The organism is Leifsonia sp. 466MF (genome assembly GCF_900100265.1).
Classification (GTDB): Bacteria; Actinomycetota; Actinomycetes; order Actinomycetales; family Microbacteriaceae; genus Leifsonia.
In genome coordinates this window covers 4,092,792-4,106,051 of sequence record NZ_LT629696.1, presented here as the reverse complement: position 1 = coordinate 4,106,051, position 13,260 = coordinate 4,092,792, and the positions used below count along the sequence as shown (strand labels likewise).

15 protein-coding genes are annotated in these 13,260 nt (G+C 71.2%); 6 read left to right on the top strand and 9 right to left on the bottom strand.

The window, feature by feature from the left end:
* Positions 1 to 5 precede the first annotated feature (5 nt).
* From BLR91_RS19770 to BLR91_RS19760, 3 genes are all read right to left on the bottom strand, one after another.
* Positions 6 to 557 carry a hypothetical protein gene (locus BLR91_RS19770; protein WP_018192543.1) on the bottom strand — a complete coding sequence of 184 codons (552 nt, stop codon included), beginning with the start codon at positions 555 to 557 and terminating at the stop codon, positions 6 to 8.
* A 64-nt stretch (positions 558 to 621) separates the two neighbouring features.
* Entirely contained in the window at positions 622 to 972 is a 351-nt protein-coding gene (locus BLR91_RS19765; RefSeq protein ID WP_231918759.1) for a hypothetical protein, read from the bottom strand.
* Positions 969 to 1,388, bottom strand: coding sequence for a hypothetical protein (locus tag BLR91_RS19760; RefSeq protein ID WP_157694702.1), 420 nt, complete (start codon positions 1,386 to 1,388; stop codon positions 969 to 971). Before BLR91_RS19760 ends, BLR91_RS19765 begins: the two co-directional genes overlap by 4 nt.
* A gap of 402 nt (positions 1,389 to 1,790) precedes the next feature.
* Between BLR91_RS19760 and BLR91_RS19755 the strand changes: the two genes are divergently transcribed.
* The gene (locus BLR91_RS19755) at positions 1,791 to 3,029 is read left to right on the top strand and encodes a DNA polymerase domain-containing protein (protein ID WP_089878613.1); all 1,239 of its coding nucleotides are present in this window, start codon (positions 1,791 to 1,793) and stop codon (positions 3,027 to 3,029) included.
* A 19-nt stretch (positions 3,030 to 3,048) separates the two neighbouring features.
* Here BLR91_RS19755 and BLR91_RS19750 read toward each other — a convergent pair whose 3' ends face one another.
* Genes BLR91_RS19750 through BLR91_RS19740 form a run of 3 tightly spaced genes read right to left on the bottom strand, consistent with a single transcriptional unit; the run spans position 3,049 to position 5,869 of the window.
* Positions 3,049 to 3,966, bottom strand: coding sequence for an arginase family protein (locus BLR91_RS19750; RefSeq protein WP_231918758.1), 918 nt, complete (start codon positions 3,964 to 3,966; stop codon positions 3,049 to 3,051).
* Positions 3,963 to 5,432 (bottom strand): MFS transporter, encoded by a 1,470-nt coding sequence (locus tag BLR91_RS19745; protein ID WP_089878619.1) that lies wholly within the window; start codon positions 5,430 to 5,432, stop codon positions 3,963 to 3,965. Before BLR91_RS19745 ends, BLR91_RS19750 begins: the two co-directional genes overlap by 4 nt.
* A complete protein-coding gene (locus tag BLR91_RS19740; protein ID WP_231371199.1) occupies positions 5,432 to 5,869 on the bottom strand; it encodes a MarR family winged helix-turn-helix transcriptional regulator in 438 nt (145 codons plus the stop codon). Before BLR91_RS19740 ends, BLR91_RS19745 begins: the two co-directional genes overlap by 1 nt.
* Positions 5,870 to 5,925: 56 nt before the next feature.
* Between BLR91_RS19740 and BLR91_RS19735 the strand changes: the two genes are divergently transcribed.
* On the top strand, positions 5,926 to 6,480 hold the full coding sequence (locus BLR91_RS19735; RefSeq protein ID WP_089878624.1) for a cysteine hydrolase family protein: 555 nt from the start codon (positions 5,926 to 5,928) through the stop codon (positions 6,478 to 6,480).
* A gap of 28 nt (positions 6,481 to 6,508) precedes the next feature.
* Positions 6,509 to 7,045 (top strand): MOSC domain-containing protein, encoded by a 537-nt coding sequence (locus BLR91_RS19730; RefSeq protein WP_018192552.1) that lies wholly within the window; start codon positions 6,509 to 6,511, stop codon positions 7,043 to 7,045.
* Between the two features lie 210 nt (positions 7,046 to 7,255).
* Here BLR91_RS19730 and BLR91_RS19725 read toward each other — a convergent pair whose 3' ends face one another.
* The gene (locus BLR91_RS19725) at positions 7,256 to 8,281 is read right to left on the bottom strand and encodes an aldo/keto reductase (RefSeq protein WP_089878626.1); all 1,026 of its coding nucleotides are present in this window, start codon (positions 8,279 to 8,281) and stop codon (positions 7,256 to 7,258) included.
* Between the two features lie 156 nt (positions 8,282 to 8,437).
* Between BLR91_RS19725 and BLR91_RS19720 the strand changes: the two genes are divergently transcribed.
* A complete protein-coding gene (locus BLR91_RS19720) occupies positions 8,438 to 9,061 on the top strand; it encodes a TetR/AcrR family transcriptional regulator (RefSeq protein ID WP_089878629.1) in 624 nt (207 codons plus the stop codon).
* Positions 9,062 to 9,086: 25 nt separating this feature from the next.
* Here BLR91_RS19720 and BLR91_RS19715 read toward each other — a convergent pair whose 3' ends face one another.
* Positions 9,087 to 9,467: a MerR family transcriptional regulator gene (locus tag BLR91_RS19715; protein ID WP_089878632.1), complete on the bottom strand. Its 381-nt coding sequence runs from the start codon at positions 9,465 to 9,467 to the stop codon at positions 9,087 to 9,089.
* Between the two features lie 57 nt (positions 9,468 to 9,524).
* Between BLR91_RS19715 and BLR91_RS19710 the strand changes: the two genes are divergently transcribed.
* Positions 9,525 to 10,736, top strand: a complete 1,212-nt coding sequence (locus BLR91_RS19710; protein ID WP_089878635.1) for an MFS transporter — start codon at positions 9,525 to 9,527, stop codon at positions 10,734 to 10,736.
* Positions 10,737 to 11,037: 301 nt separating this feature from the next.
* The gene (locus BLR91_RS19705) at positions 11,038 to 12,027 is read left to right on the top strand and encodes a diacylglycerol/lipid kinase family protein (protein ID WP_231918757.1); all 990 of its coding nucleotides are present in this window, start codon (positions 11,038 to 11,040) and stop codon (positions 12,025 to 12,027) included.
* On the opposite strand, the gene BLR91_RS19700 is transcribed toward BLR91_RS19705, so the two are convergent.
* The gene (locus BLR91_RS19700) at positions 12,017 to 13,036 is read right to left on the bottom strand and encodes a hydroxyacid dehydrogenase (protein WP_089878639.1); all 1,020 of its coding nucleotides are present in this window, start codon (positions 13,034 to 13,036) and stop codon (positions 12,017 to 12,019) included. The genes BLR91_RS19705 and BLR91_RS19700 overlap by 11 nt on opposite strands.
* Positions 13,037 to 13,260 lie beyond the last annotated feature (224 nt).

Sequence of the window (13,260 nt, the reverse complement as noted above, 5' to 3'; positions counted from 1 at the left end):
TGGGCTCAGTGCGAGAGCAGCGACTTGAGCACGATGACGACCACGCCGAACAGCCCGGTCACCACCGCCCCCACCAGGCAGACCCATACTCCGCGGCCGCGCACGCGGAAGACCAGGAAGCCGAGCAGAGCGAGAAGCAGGACGCACAACCAGAGGGCCAGGAAGACGCCGGCAGTGGCGGAGAGGATGTGCAGCGAGGCGAGGAGAAGCGGGACGCTCGGGATGACCGCGGCCTCCAGCATCCCGCTCGACTCGAACAGCGCGTGCCGCAGCGAGTCGCGCATCCGGTCGCCCAGGCGGTCGGCGTCGCCGTGGAACCCGAGCGCGTCGGAGTACACGTGTGCCATCCAGAACACGACGATGCTGACCAGGCTGAACACGAGGATCTGCACGGCCGAGCCGCTGTCCTCGTTGTCGACCGAGGTCGCCGCGATCACGCTGGCGTAGACGATGGTCCCGTAGATCGCCGCGGGTGTTCCCCAGTGCCGCCACAGCGCGCGGTGGACCCGCACGCCGTCGTGCTCCTCGATGGGCGGGTTGAGGTCCATGGATCCCATGGCACCCATTGTGTCCGACGGAGGGGGCCGCGCGCCTCTGTCAATCCGTGGACGGTTCGGAGGGTCAGGTCCCGCCGCTGAGCGAGCACGCGCGGAGCTCGCCGTCGGCCGAGACGACGATGCCGTCCGGCAGGTCGAAACCCGGAGGCGCGTAGATGACGCCGCCACCGATCGTGCGTCCCCGAGGCTGGAGGCCGGTCAGCGCCACCGGCCCGACATCGTCCCTGCGCGGAATGTCGCCGCACGTGAAGTTGCGATGGTCGTACTGGACCCGGGTCGGGATGGCGCGCGGCCACCAGTCGGCGGTCGCGGCGTGGACCTGCACGAAGAACGTCGCCACTCCCACGAGCACGGCGCAGCAGATGGCCCCGATCGCCAGGCCGGCCCAGCGCCTCCGGCACCGTGGTCCGCTCACCCGCCGGTTCCCTGCCTGACCTGACGCACCCAGGGCGAGAGGACGTTCTGGCCGGGTTTCGGGGTGTCGATGAAGCCGTTCAGGTTCACCTCGAATTCGTCGCCGTCGGGCAGCCCCGCGCGCACCCAGGTTCCGCCCGAGCACGCGGCGCCGGAGCGCTCCGGCGTGCCGTCGGTGTACGCCAGGCAGATGCCGAACGGATGCGTGCCGCGCAGCAGGTAGATGTCCCAGCCGTCGGCCCTGCCCTGATAGCGGGAGGTGGACATGTCGCCGCCCTGGACATCCGGGATGAGGTCGGTCGGGATGCGGTCCTCCGCCGTGCGCTTCCCGTCGAACGGTGTCGGCGGGAACACGCACCCGCTCAATCCCACCGCGACCACCGCCGCCATCGCCGTCGCGAGAACCCATCGCCGCATCGCGTACCCCCCGAACGGCACGCTAGCAGCAGCCGTCGCCCCGGCCCAGAGCCGGCGGGCCGTCGCCCGGCGGCACGTCCTCGGAAACGGAGGCGATCGGCCTGATGTCGGGCGGGGCGAAGAAATGGAGGCGATCTGGCCCGATGCCTGCCCTGGACGCCTCCGTTTCTCGGCGGCGCGCGGGCGCATCCTGCTTTTCTCCTCCTTTTACGACGCGGCCCTGCGCCCGGCGGCCGATGCGAAAAGGGAGGCGATCCGGCCCGACGCGCCGTGGATCGGCCACGAAGGGAGGGAGTTCGAGACCGGAGGGCCGGGATGTCCTCCGTTTCGGGCACGGGCGGCGGCAGCGGACGCCGCGACCGACCCTGGCCCGGCCGGGCGGGCACGGCTACCGTGGCGGGCATGAGCCCGTCGAAGAAGTCCGAGACGTTCCTCGAGGTGGAGGGGCAGGAGGTGCGCATCTCGAGCCCCGACAAGGTCGTCTTCCCCGAGCCCGGCCTGACGAAGCTCGACCTCGCGCAGTATTACGTCGCGGTCGCGGAGGGCGCGCTGCGCGGTGCCGGCGGCCGCCCGATGGTGCTGAAGCGCTTCGTGAAGGGGCTGACGCAGGAGCCGTTCTTCCAGAAGCGGGTGCCGGAGGGGCACCCCGACTACATCGACACGGCGACGCTGCACTACGCCAGCGGCACGTCGGCGGAGGAGGCGGTGGTCCGGGATGCGGCCGGGCTCGCATGGGTGTCGAACCTCGGCTGCCTCGACCTCAACCCGCATGCCGTCCGGGCCGAAGACCTCGACCATCCCGACGAGCTCCGCGTCGACCTCGATCCGATGCCAGGTGTCGACTGGTCGCAGATCGTGGACGTCGCCTTCGTCGCCCGGGAGGTGCTCGACGATCACGGGCTGGTCGGCTGGCCGAAGACGAGCGGGTCGCGCGGCCTGCACATCCTGGTCCGCATCGCGCCCGAGTGGGGGTTCGCCGACGTGCGGCTCGCGGCGGAGACGCTGGCCCGCGAGGTCGAGAACCGCGCGCCGGGGCTCGCGACGGCCCGGTGGTGGAAGGAGGAGCGCGGCGAGAGCGTCTTCGTCGACTTCAACCAGAACGCGAAAGACCGCACAGTGGCATCGGCCTACTCCATCCGGCCGCTGCCCGACGCCCGCGTCTCGACCCCGCTCGACTGGGACGAGGTGCGCGATCGGCGACCGGAGGAGTTCACCGTCCGGACGGTGCTCGACCGATTCGCGGAGCGCGGCGACCCGCACGAGGGCATCGACGACGCGGTCGGTTCGCTGGACGCCCTGCTCGCCCTCGCGAAGAAGCTGGGGCCGGCCGAGAAACCACCCCGCAGCGGGGACGGCGCCGGCCGCCGCGTCTCGCAGATGCCTCTCATCGAGGTCGCCCGCACGAAGACGAGGCCAGAGGCGGTGGATGCGCTCGAACAGTGGAAGGCCGCCCACCCGGACGTCGCGGCGAAGCTGCACCCGGCGGACGAACTGGTCGACGGGATGCGCGGCTCCAGCTCGCTCTGGTACCGCGTCCGGGTGAACCTGCAGCATGTTCCCGAGCCCGATCGCCCGGAGCAGGAGCCGCTGATCGCCGACTACGACCCGTGGGCCGGCCGGCAGTGGCCCGGCCGGGAGTAGCCGGTGCCCCTCCCCGCGCTCAGCCGCTCAACCCGCTCGCGACCAGCTCCACATACTCCCGCAACGCCCCGTCGTCCGGCGCGTTGTTCGGGTTGACCTCGGTCAGCACGATGCCGGCGAACCTGTCGCTGTCCGAGAACACGCGCAGGCTGGCCACGACCTCCGCGACGCTCAGTCCCCAGGGAGCGGCGTCGGGGTTGGGCATGTTCGCCAGCGGCAGGTGCAGGTGGCCGAGCACGTCGACATCGAAGTGGACGACGAAGCGCTCCCCCGCCGTCTCCGCCGCTGCGAGCGCCGCGCGCGCGGCCTCCACGGCATCCACGTGGATGCGCGTCGCCGGAACACGGACGAGTCCGAGCTGCTCCACCAGGGTCCGCTCGAGGTCGTCGCCGTCCTCCGGGAGCGCATCGCCGTAGAGGACCACCTCGTCCGGGCGCAGCAGCGGAGGCTCCCCCTGCAGCGTCGTCAGGATCGGGTCGCTGCCCGGAAGAGCCAGCAGATGCGCCACCCCCATCGCATCGACGTTGCCGTAGGCGATGCGACCGGGCGTGTACAGGTCGGGACCGCCGTCCACGTACAGCAGCGCCGTCGGCGCACCCGCCCGTCGAAAGCCCGCCACAACGCCGAGGGTCACGGTGCAGTCGCCGCCGATCACCAGCGGCGTCCGCCCGGCGCCGATCACAGCAGCCACCGCGCCCGCCGTCTCCACGGCGACCCGATGCACCTCGCCGATGTTCTGCCGATCGGGATTCGCCGGATCGGGTCGCCGCCGGAAGCCGGGCACATCCCCGTAGTCGCGGAGGTCGTGTCCCTGCTGCTCGAGCAGCCCGATGAGGCCCGCGTCACGGATCGCAGCCGGCGCCAGGTCCATGCCGGGCGTGTGACCGCCGGCACTCGACGGCACACCGACGACTCCCCAGTGTCGTGACCTGCTCACGCCCTCATCGTACGAGCGGACGGTTCGCCGGTGGAGGGGCTGCCGCCTGCATCCGCGCCGCCTGCATCCCCGCCGCCCGCGCCCTCGTGGCCGATCGCCCGCAGGCTGCGGTCGAGCACGGTGATCAGCAGGAAGACCACCGCGATGCCGATGACGACCCAGCCGAGCACGTGCAGGCCACCGGTGGTGGCGTGGGCTCCGTAGACGTTGCCGTAGACGACGGACGCGACGATGGCGCCCAGGTAGAAGAAGGTGCGCAACAGCCCGGCCGAGGACGCGATCCGCTCCGGCTCGGCCTGGTGGTACAGCGTGTTCTGGATCGCGAGATTGTTGAGTCCCTGCGGGATGCCGAGCACGAGCATCGTGACGACGAGGAACCAGATCGGTGTCGTCCCGCCCATGAACAGCACGAGGACGCCGGCGGCGAGCTGCGCGATCGAGCCGATCAGGAGCTTCCAGAGCACCTCAGGACGACGGCCGAAGGCCAGCGCGACCCCGATTCCCGCGGCGAACACGGGCAGCAGCACGAGGCCGGCCGCGGTCGGGCTGAGCGTCCGGCCCTCCTCCAGCCACTGCGTGAACCCGTAGACGAACGTGTAGGAGATCGTGGCGGTGAGCAGCGAGCGCGTGTACGTCAGCAGCAGCGGCCCGTTGCCGCCGAGCACGCGCAGATCGATGAAGGGCGCATCCACCCGGAGCTCCCACCAGACCAGGCCGGAGCCCGCGACGAGCGCCACGGCGACCATCCACAGCGTCGCCACCGAGATGTTCTGCAGGAAGACCAGCAGGGCGAGCATCGTCACCGCGAAGAAGAGGATGCCGAGGCCGTCGATGCGGGGGCGCTGGTCGCGCGGGGGCTCCAGGCCCGTCGTACGCGGGAGGAGGATCCAGCCCAGGATGACACTGGCGACGCCGAGCGGGAGGTTCACGGCGAACGTGGCGCGCCATCCCCACGCTCCGATGAGCAGACCGCCGAGGGTCGGGCCGATGACCGCGACCGTCTGCGTCGTCACCGAGAGGACCGTGAGGATGACGGCGGGCGACGCGACGCCGGTGCGCTGCCCCTCCGCGCGGATCATGTGCATCGCCGCCGGATAGCCCGCACACGTGCCCAGCCCCAGCACGACCCGCGCGACGACCAGCCACCAGACGCTGTCGTGGGACGCCGGGATGAGGAGGCCGATCGCGCCCGCCACCGCAACCAGCGCGCCGCCCGCGATGAAGAGGCGCTTCACCCCGTAGATGTCGACCAGGCGGCCGACCAGAGGCTGGCCGATGGCCGTGGCGAGGTAGAGGGCGGACACCAGCCACACGGTCTCGGACGCCGGCGCCCCGAGCGCGATCCCGATGGGGGCGAGCGCCACCGCGATGATGGCGGTGTTGATGGGGTTGAGGACCGCCCCCAGCATCATCGGCGCGAGCAGGCGCCGATCGAAGCGGTGGGGCGGCGGTGGCTTGAGCGCCATCAGTCGAGGATCCGTTCGAGGATGGCGGTCGCCGCCGCGAGGGTGATCAGCTCTGCCTTGGACGCCTGCTCGGACAGCGCCTGGTCGAGCCAGGCCAGGCCCGCCTCCTTCTGGCCGGCGACCTGCGCCCATCCCGCCTCGGTCAGGTCGACGATCTGCCGGCGACCGTCGTTCGGGTCCTGGCTGCGGGTGACGAACCCCAGCGCCTCCAGCGCCTCCACGATCGCCGCCATCGACTGCGGGCGCACCCGCTCGGCCATCGCCAGCGCGCTCACCGTCGACACGCCGCCCTTGCTCAGCCGTGACAGTGCCGACGCCTGCGAGGGCGTGATGGCGTCGGATGTGGCCTCGCGCAGCTTGCGAAGAAGCCGGGCGAGCACCGCCCGGAGGTCGACGGCGATCTGCTGCGGTGTCACATCCGGTTGACCTGTGCTCATATCGACAGTCTAAACTGCACAGTTGTACCTGTCTAGATACGTCGAGAGGATCCCCGATGACCACCGCCCTGCTGCTGATGGACTTCCAGAACGGCATCGCCGGCCGCCCCGGCTTCGAGCCGACGGTCGAGGCGGCCGCCCGAGCCCTCGCCACCGCACGCGACCACGGCATCCCGCCGGTCTTCGTCCGCGTCGCCTTCCGTCCCGGCTACCCGGAGGTCGCCGCCTCCAACCTGGCGTTCGGCGGCCGCGCGGCGAGCGCCGGCGACGCCATGCAGGTCGACAACCCTGCGACCCAGGTCGTGGACGCGCTCGCACCACGCGGCCAGGAGGCGGTCGTGGTGAAGAAGCGCGTCTCCGCCTTCGCGGGAAGCGACCTGGAGGTGCTGCTCCGCGGCCTCGGCGCCGACGAGCTCGTGCTCGCGGGCATCGCGACCAGCGGCGTCGTGCTGTCGACGCTGCGCCAGGCGGCCGACCTCGACTACCGGCTCACCGTGCTCGCCGACGCGTGCGGCGACGCCGACCCGGAAGTGCACCGCGTGCTCGCCGAGAAGGTCTTCCCACGTCAGGCCGCCGTCACCACCGTCGACGAGTGGGCCGCGTCGCTCTGAGTCGACGGACATGGGGCACGATGGGGGGATGACGACCGCACGCGTGATCTCGGTGAACAGCGACGGCGACCACCGCTTCTCGAAGCCGCCGCAGGAGTCCATCACCCTGGTCGCCGGCCTCGGTGTCGAAGGTGATGCGCATTTCGGCGCGACGGTGCAGCACCTCTCCCGGGTGCGGCGTGACCCGACGCAGCCGAACCTGCGCCAGGTCCACCTCATCCACCGCGAGCTCTTCGACGAGGTGACGGCCGACGTCGCGCCGGGCCAGCTCGGCGAGAACGTGACGACCGACGGGCTCGAGCTGCTGGGCCTTCCGCGCGGCACCCGCCTGCACCTGGGCGAGGAGGCCGTCGTCGAGCTGACCGGGCTGCGCAACCCGTGCGTCCAGATCGACCGGTTCGAGCCCGGCCTGCTCAAGGAGGTCGTGGGAACCGACGCCGACGGCGCCACTGTCCGCAAGGCCGGGGTCATGGCCGTCGTCGTGACCGGCGGCATCGTGCGGCCCGGCGACGCCATCGACGTGCGCCTTCCGGCGGAGCCGTTCGAGGCGCTCGCGCCAGTGTGAGCCGCCGAGTCCCGCGCTCGAAAGGGAAATGGAACCTTTTCGCCCCGTCCGGACATCTCTTTATAGGGACACGGATCAGGACGGCGAGAAGGGGCGCCCGCTGAACGTGCATCCCTGCTCCGGGGGCCTGAACTTCCGTCCACCGGACGAGGACCGGGCCGCGCACCGTACCGGGGGGTTGGTGCGCGGCCCCCTCGTGGGCACGGAGCGCTATGCCGCCGATCGCGCGGCGGCCGGACGACGGCGGAGAGACGCGTCGCCGACCTCGGGGCCGCGGTAGACCATGTCCATCGCCCCGATGCTCTCGCCGGGCGGCACGATCGCGTCGATCCGGTCGAGCACGTCGTCCGACAGTGCGACATCCACCCCGGCGAGCGTGTCCTCCAGCTGCTCCATCGTGCGCGGTCCCGCGATCGCCGAGGTGACGCCCGGGTGCGCGATGACGAAGGCCATGGCCAGGTGGGTGAGCTTCACGCCCACCTCGTCGGAGAGCTGGATGAGCTCCTCGACCGCCGCCAGCCGGCGCTCGTCGCGGAAGTGACGCATCCCCGTCCGGGTCGACCGGAAGTTGTCGTTCTCGCCTCCGGCCCGGTAGCGGCCGGTGAGCGTTCCACCGGCCAGCGGGCTGTAGACGAGGGTTCCCATGCCGTATCGCTGGGCGACCGGGAGGATCTCGCGCTCGATCTCACGGTCGAGGATGGAGTAGTTCGGCTGCTCGGTACGGAACCGCTCGTAGCCGCGGCGCTCCGACATCCACTGCGCCTCGACGATCTCCGAGCCGCGCATCGAGGACGAGCCGATCGCCCGCACTTTGCCCTGCCGCACCAGGTCGGTGAGTGCGGAGAGGGTCTCGTCGATGTCGGTGTCCGGGTCCGGTCGGTGCAGCTGGTAGAGGTCGATATGGTCCGTCTTCAGGTTCCGGAGCGAGCGCTCGACGGCCTGCATGATCCAGCGCCGGGATGCGCCGCGGTGATTGATGTCATCGTCGACCGGTCCCCAGAACTTGGTGGCGAGCACGACGTCGTCGCGGCGGCCGGCGATGGCCTCGCCGACGACCTCCTCGGAGTCGCCGTAGCGGTCCGCGGTGTCGATGAAGTTGATGCCGGCGTCGAGCGCGCGGTGGATGACGCGGACACCGTCCGCGCGATCGGGGTTTCCGAGCGCCCCGAGCATCATCGCGCCGAGCGCGTACGGGCTGACCTTGATGCCGGTGCGGCCGAGAGTTCGATACTGCATTGCTTCTGCTCCAGATGTGATGAGGCCGTGGCACGGGCGTCTGCCGTGCTCTAGAATCCGAAGAAGCGGAACGTCACTCCGGATACGTCGAACTGTACCGGAACAGTGTTCCACTTACAACACCCGTCGTTTCAGCCTGCCACCGGAGGAGTCGCCATGGCCGCCAGCACCCGCACCTCGGCGACCTCGGACGCCGTCGCGCCCGCGGCGAACCGGCCGAAGCGCTCCGACGCCCGCCAGAACGTCACCGCGCTGACCGAGGCCGCGAAGGCGGTCTTCGCCGAGTCCGGAGTGGAGGCACCCGTGCGCGCCATCGCCGACCGTGCGGGCGTCGGCGTCGGGACGCTCTACCGGCACTTCCCCCTGCGGTCGGACCTCATCTCGGCGGTCTTCCGCGCCGAGATCGACGCCTGCGCCGACGCGGCGACCGAGATCGAGGCGACCTACCCGCCGGGCGAGGCGCTGGATCGCTGGATCATGCGCTACACGCAGTTCGTCGGCACGAAGCGCGGCCTCGCCGCAGCGCTCCACTCCGGCGACCCCGCCTACGAGCCGCTGGCCGACTATTTCTCCACACACCTCAGCCCGACGCTCGATCGCCTCCTCGCCGCGGCGCGGGCGGCCGGCGACATCGAGCAGGAGGTGGATGCGGCCGAGCTGCTCGGCGCCGTCGCCAACCTCTGCCACGGCGCCGGCCCGAAGGGCGGGGTCTCGCCGCGAGCCGACCGCATGGTGCGCATCCTGCTGGCCGGGCTGCGGGCGCCCGCCGACGAGGTCTGAGCAGCCCCACGCGACCGCCGATCCGTCAGGCCGGTTGGCCGAGGAGTTCCGGATAGCCGGCCGTCGTGAGCCACTCCCGCATCGTTTCGCGGCTCTGCGAGAGGCAGCGCAACCGCTCCTCGACGCGGGCGAGTTCCTCCGCAACCTCTCCGGCGACCGTCCGGGTGCACTGAGCGGCGGACACGGTTCCCCGCACGCCCTCCATGTCGAGGAGCATGCGGATGAGCCGGGTCGTCATCCCCGAGGCGAGCAGGCCGCGGATCCGCAGGACGGTGTCGACCTCCTCTTCGGCGTAGTCCCGATATCCGTTGGGCGACCGCGTCGACTCGAGGAGCCCCTGCTCCTCGTAGTAGCGCAGGAGACGGGTGACGACACCCGTGCGCCGGGAGAGCTCACCGATTCTCATGCCGTTCCTCCCCATCCTCTTGACCTTCTCATCGATGTCAATGTTTACGGTACGAGCATGACAGCATCCCCGGCAAGCATCGCCTCGTCTTCGACCGCCCGCACGCGGACGCCGCTTCTGCTCGGCCTCGGCCTCGCCCTGTTCGCCTCCGTCAGCACCGAACTCCTCCCTCCCGCGCTCATCCTCGGGATGTCCTCGACCCTCGGCGTCGACGCATCAGCCGTTGGCGCGCTGGTCGCGGTGTGGGCCGTGACGATCGTCATCGGCACGGTGCCCGCCATGCAGGTCACCCGGCACGTGCCCCGCAAGCCGCTGCTGGTCGTTTCGCTCGCCGTGCTCGCGGTCGCGACCGTCGTCGTCGCCGTCGTCCCCGTCTTCGCCGTCGTGGTCGTGGCACGCCTCGTCTCGGCGCTCGCGGCCGCCGTGTCGTGGTCGGTCGTCTTCGCATACGTTCCGATGCTGACCCCGCCAGAACGGCTGGGCCGGGCCATGGCCATCGTCCTCGGTGGCGGAACCCTCGCCTCCGTCCTCGGGGTCCCGGCGGGCGCCGCCCTGGCCGCGGCGGGTGCGTGGCAATGGGCTTTCCTGGGCGCGGCCGGCCTCGTGATCGTCTCCGCCCTCGTGCTCGCCATGGGCCTTCCCCGGCTGCCGGGAGCAGCTACGGGAGGGGCGCGGACCCGCTCCCTCGATCGCTCGGCGATCCCGGTGGCCGCGCTCCTCTCGGCAGGCGCGCTCCTGTTGACGGGGTACATGACCCTGTACGCGTACATCGTGCCGGTGCTGGGCGCTGCCCGGATCGGGCCGGACGGTGTCGGTACCGTGCTGCTCATGGCCGGCCTCGCCGGCGCCGTCGCACTCCTCCTCGGCGGAGCGCTGAGCGACCGGTATCCGGCGACCGCGCTGCTTGCCCTGGTCGCCGCCGTGCCGGCTGGGATCCTGCTGATCACCATCGCGCCGGCATCCGGACTCCCTCAGCCGCTGGCTGCGGCGGGCACCGCGCTCGTCGGGTTCGGGATCGGCGGCCTGCCTCCTGTCCTCCAAGCGCGGGTGGCGAGGACGGCGTCTGCGACGTTCCGCCCGACGGCGACCGGCCTCTTCGTCGTGGTCCTGAACATCGGGATCGCCGCCGGCTCCGCGATGGGCGGCGTTCTCATCGCGACCTCAGGGCGCGGCAGCGTAGCGCCCGTCGCGCTTCTGCTGGCGGGAGCCGCGGTGGTGGCATTCGCCGCTCTGGTCGCACGTCCCGCTCACGGGCGAACTTTCCCCTAGTGTTCCGGCGACATCGGTGCGAACATATGAGGGTTCGCCCCAGACCCCGGCGATGCTGTCCCCGAATTCTTTCGGCGCATCACCCGGGTCGGGCCCGGGTGACCGTCGTTCGGGTACGCCGCCATCCGGGTCCCGCCGCGGCAGGCGTATCAACAGTGGGATGCGACGCACCCGAGCTGTCGCAGACCAGGGAGTCGCGCGACTCCCGCGAGACGGGGGCTCGGTGACCCGACACCGGGCTCCCGTCGACGCGTGCGGCCATGGTCGCTTCCCGGGGCCCGCTTCCGCGTACGGTGGTCGAGTGAGCTCTGACCTGATCCCGTCGATGCCGGCTCGGCGGGCGGCGGTCGTGTTCAACCCGAGCAAGGTCCAGGTCGCCGCCCTGCGCACCGCCGTCGCCACGGAGGAGTCCGCGGGCGCATGGGCGGATTCGGCGTGGTTCGAGACCAGCGCGGCCGACGACGGGCGCGCCGCCGTCCTGGATGCGGCCGCATCCGAGCCCGAGCTGATCGTCGTCGCGGGCGGCGACGGAACGCTGCGAGCGGCCGCGGAGGCTCTGGCGGGCACGGGCATCCCGATCGGCCTCATCCCGTCGGGCACCGGCAACCTGTTCGCCCGCGAGCTGGGCCTGCCGCTGAACAACCTGCGCGCGGCCGTCACCGTCGCCTTCACCGGCCGCGACCGACCGGTCGATCTGGGTCTGGCGACGCTCGAACGGCCGAACGGCGAGTTGGTGGAGCGCGCGTTCCTCGTCATGGCCGGGATCGGGCTCGACGCCCAGATGGCAGCGAAGACCAATCAGGAGCTGAAGAAGCGGATCGGCTGGCTGGCGTATTCGGACCCGATCGCCCGCAGCATCCTCGGCAACCGGCAGTTCGACCTCACCTTCCGCCTGGACGACGAGCCGGAGGTGTCGACCCGCGCTCACACCGTCATCGTCGGGAACTCGGGCAGCCTCACCGCCGGGCTGCTGTTGATCCCGGCCGCGACCATCGACGACGGGATGCTGGACGCCGTCATCCTGCGGCCCGGACGCGGCGCGGGCTGGACGAACATCGGCTACCGCCTCACCTTCAACCGCCTGCTCCACCGGACCGGGTTCGGCCGGTTCGTCGGCCGCCTGACACCCGAGCCGCGGGCGATCCGGTACGCGCAGGCCCGCAAGCTGCAGGTGCGGTTCGAGGAGCCGCAGGAGATCCAGCTCGACGGCGACCCCAACGGCTCGGTGATCGCGGCGACGCTGACCGTGACGCATCACGCGCTGACGATGCGGGTGCGGCTCAGGCGCTGAGCAGCAGGTCCTCCCTCGTCACCTCGTCGCGGAAGGGGCGACCGCCGGCGAATCGTTCCAGCTCGTCGAGCGCGGCGTCGGTCATCCGCTTGAGCTCCGATCCGAGCGACCCCGCAAGATGCGGTGTCACCATCGCATTCGGCAGGCGGTGCAGGACCGAGTCGGCCGGAAGCGGCTCCGGGTCGGTGACATCGAGGATCGCGTTGAGCCGGCCGGAGACGCATTCGCGCTCGAGCGCGGCCGTGTCGACGAGGCTCCCGCGGGCCGTATTGATCAGAGTGGCATGTGCGGGAAGCGCCGCGAGCTCGGCCGATCCGATCAGGTGACGGGTCGCCGGGAGCTCCGGCGCATGCAGCGAGAGCACATCCACCCGCGGCAGAAGGTCGTCCAGGGCGACCGGCACCCCGCCGGCCGCCGCGATCCCGGCGGGATCGGCGTACGGATCGGCGACCAGACAGGTGACGTCGCCGAGCTGCTGGACGAGTTCGACCACCCGGCGCCCGACGCGGCTGAACCCCACGACGCCGATCGTCCGGCCGAGGTTCGACAGCTCCCCGTACCGGGTGATGTGGAGGCCGTTGTCGCCGTGCGTCGAGGCATCCGCCGCGATGAATGGCGCCTTCTTTCCGGCAAAGATGATCGCCGCGAGCGTGAACTCGGCGACGGGCACCGCGTTGACCTCCGCCGCGGACGTCGCGCGGATCCCGCGCTCCCAGAACGCCTCCGTCACCTGAGGGCGAACGCTGCCCGCGCAGTGCAGCATGGCGCGGAGCCGCGGCATCCGATCGAGCCGTGCGGCATCGAGCCGTGGTGCACCCCATCCGGTGAGCAGAACCTCGACGGTCGACAGACGCTCGACGATGGCGGGATCCTCGAGGTCATCGGTGAAGACCGGCTCCTCCACGCGGGCGATCCGGCGCAGCCGCGCCAGCCGCGCGACGTCGAACTGATGCTCGTAGACGTCTCGCGCCATGACCACGAGCGCGTGCGGAGAGTCCTTCCTCGCCATCGTGTCCCGGCCCGCCCTTCTGTCGTGGCGGGTCGCAGCACGGTTGCGCGCCCGCCACGACCAGTACATACTCGGGGCCGTCTCAAGCGAACAAAGCGATCACGTTCGAACACAATCCATCACGGACGGACGCTCAGGGAGGAACTCGACGGTGAATCGTTCGACGGCGACAGGCACGCATCCGACCCCCCTCGCCCGCGTGAGCGCTCATACCAGGCCCCCGG

What these genes read in the sequence shown, in the direction of transcription:
- BLR91_RS19745 (WP_089878619.1), bottom strand. Translation starts at nt 5,432, where the DNA reads ATGGCGCTCAAGCCACCGCCGCCCCACCGCTTCGATCGGCGCCTGCTC.
- BLR91_RS19760 (WP_157694702.1), bottom strand. Translation starts at nt 1,388, where the DNA reads ATGCGGCGATGGGTTCTCGCGACGGCGATGGCGGCGGTGGTCGCGGTG.
- BLR91_RS19735 (WP_089878624.1), top strand. Translation starts at nt 5,926, where the DNA reads ATGACCACCGCCCTGCTGCTGATGGACTTCCAGAACGGCATCGCCGGC.
- BLR91_RS19710 (WP_089878635.1), top strand. Translation starts at nt 9,525, where the DNA reads ATGACAGCATCCCCGGCAAGCATCGCCTCGTCTTCGACCGCCCGCACG.
- BLR91_RS19730 (WP_018192552.1), top strand. Translation starts at nt 6,509, where the DNA reads ATGACGACCGCACGCGTGATCTCGGTGAACAGCGACGGCGACCACCGC.
- BLR91_RS19770 (WP_018192543.1), bottom strand. Translation starts at nt 557, where the DNA reads ATGGGATCCATGGACCTCAACCCGCCCATCGAGGAGCACGACGGCGTG.
- BLR91_RS19740 (WP_231371199.1), bottom strand. Translation starts at nt 5,869, where the DNA reads ATGAGCACAGGTCAACCGGATGTGACACCGCAGCAGATCGCCGTCGAC.
- BLR91_RS19725 (WP_089878626.1), bottom strand. Translation starts at nt 8,281, where the DNA reads ATGCAGTATCGAACTCTCGGCCGCACCGGCATCAAGGTCAGCCCGTAC.
- BLR91_RS19700 (WP_089878639.1), bottom strand. Translation starts at nt 13,036, where the DNA reads ATGGCGAGGAAGGACTCTCCGCACGCGCTCGTGGTCATGGCGCGAGAC.
- BLR91_RS19755 (WP_089878613.1), top strand. Translation starts at nt 1,791, where the DNA reads ATGAGCCCGTCGAAGAAGTCCGAGACGTTCCTCGAGGTGGAGGGGCAG.
- BLR91_RS19715 (WP_089878632.1), bottom strand. Translation starts at nt 9,467, where the DNA reads ATGAGAATCGGTGAGCTCTCCCGGCGCACGGGTGTCGTCACCCGTCTC.
- BLR91_RS19720 (WP_089878629.1), top strand. Translation starts at nt 8,438, where the DNA reads ATGGCCGCCAGCACCCGCACCTCGGCGACCTCGGACGCCGTCGCGCCC.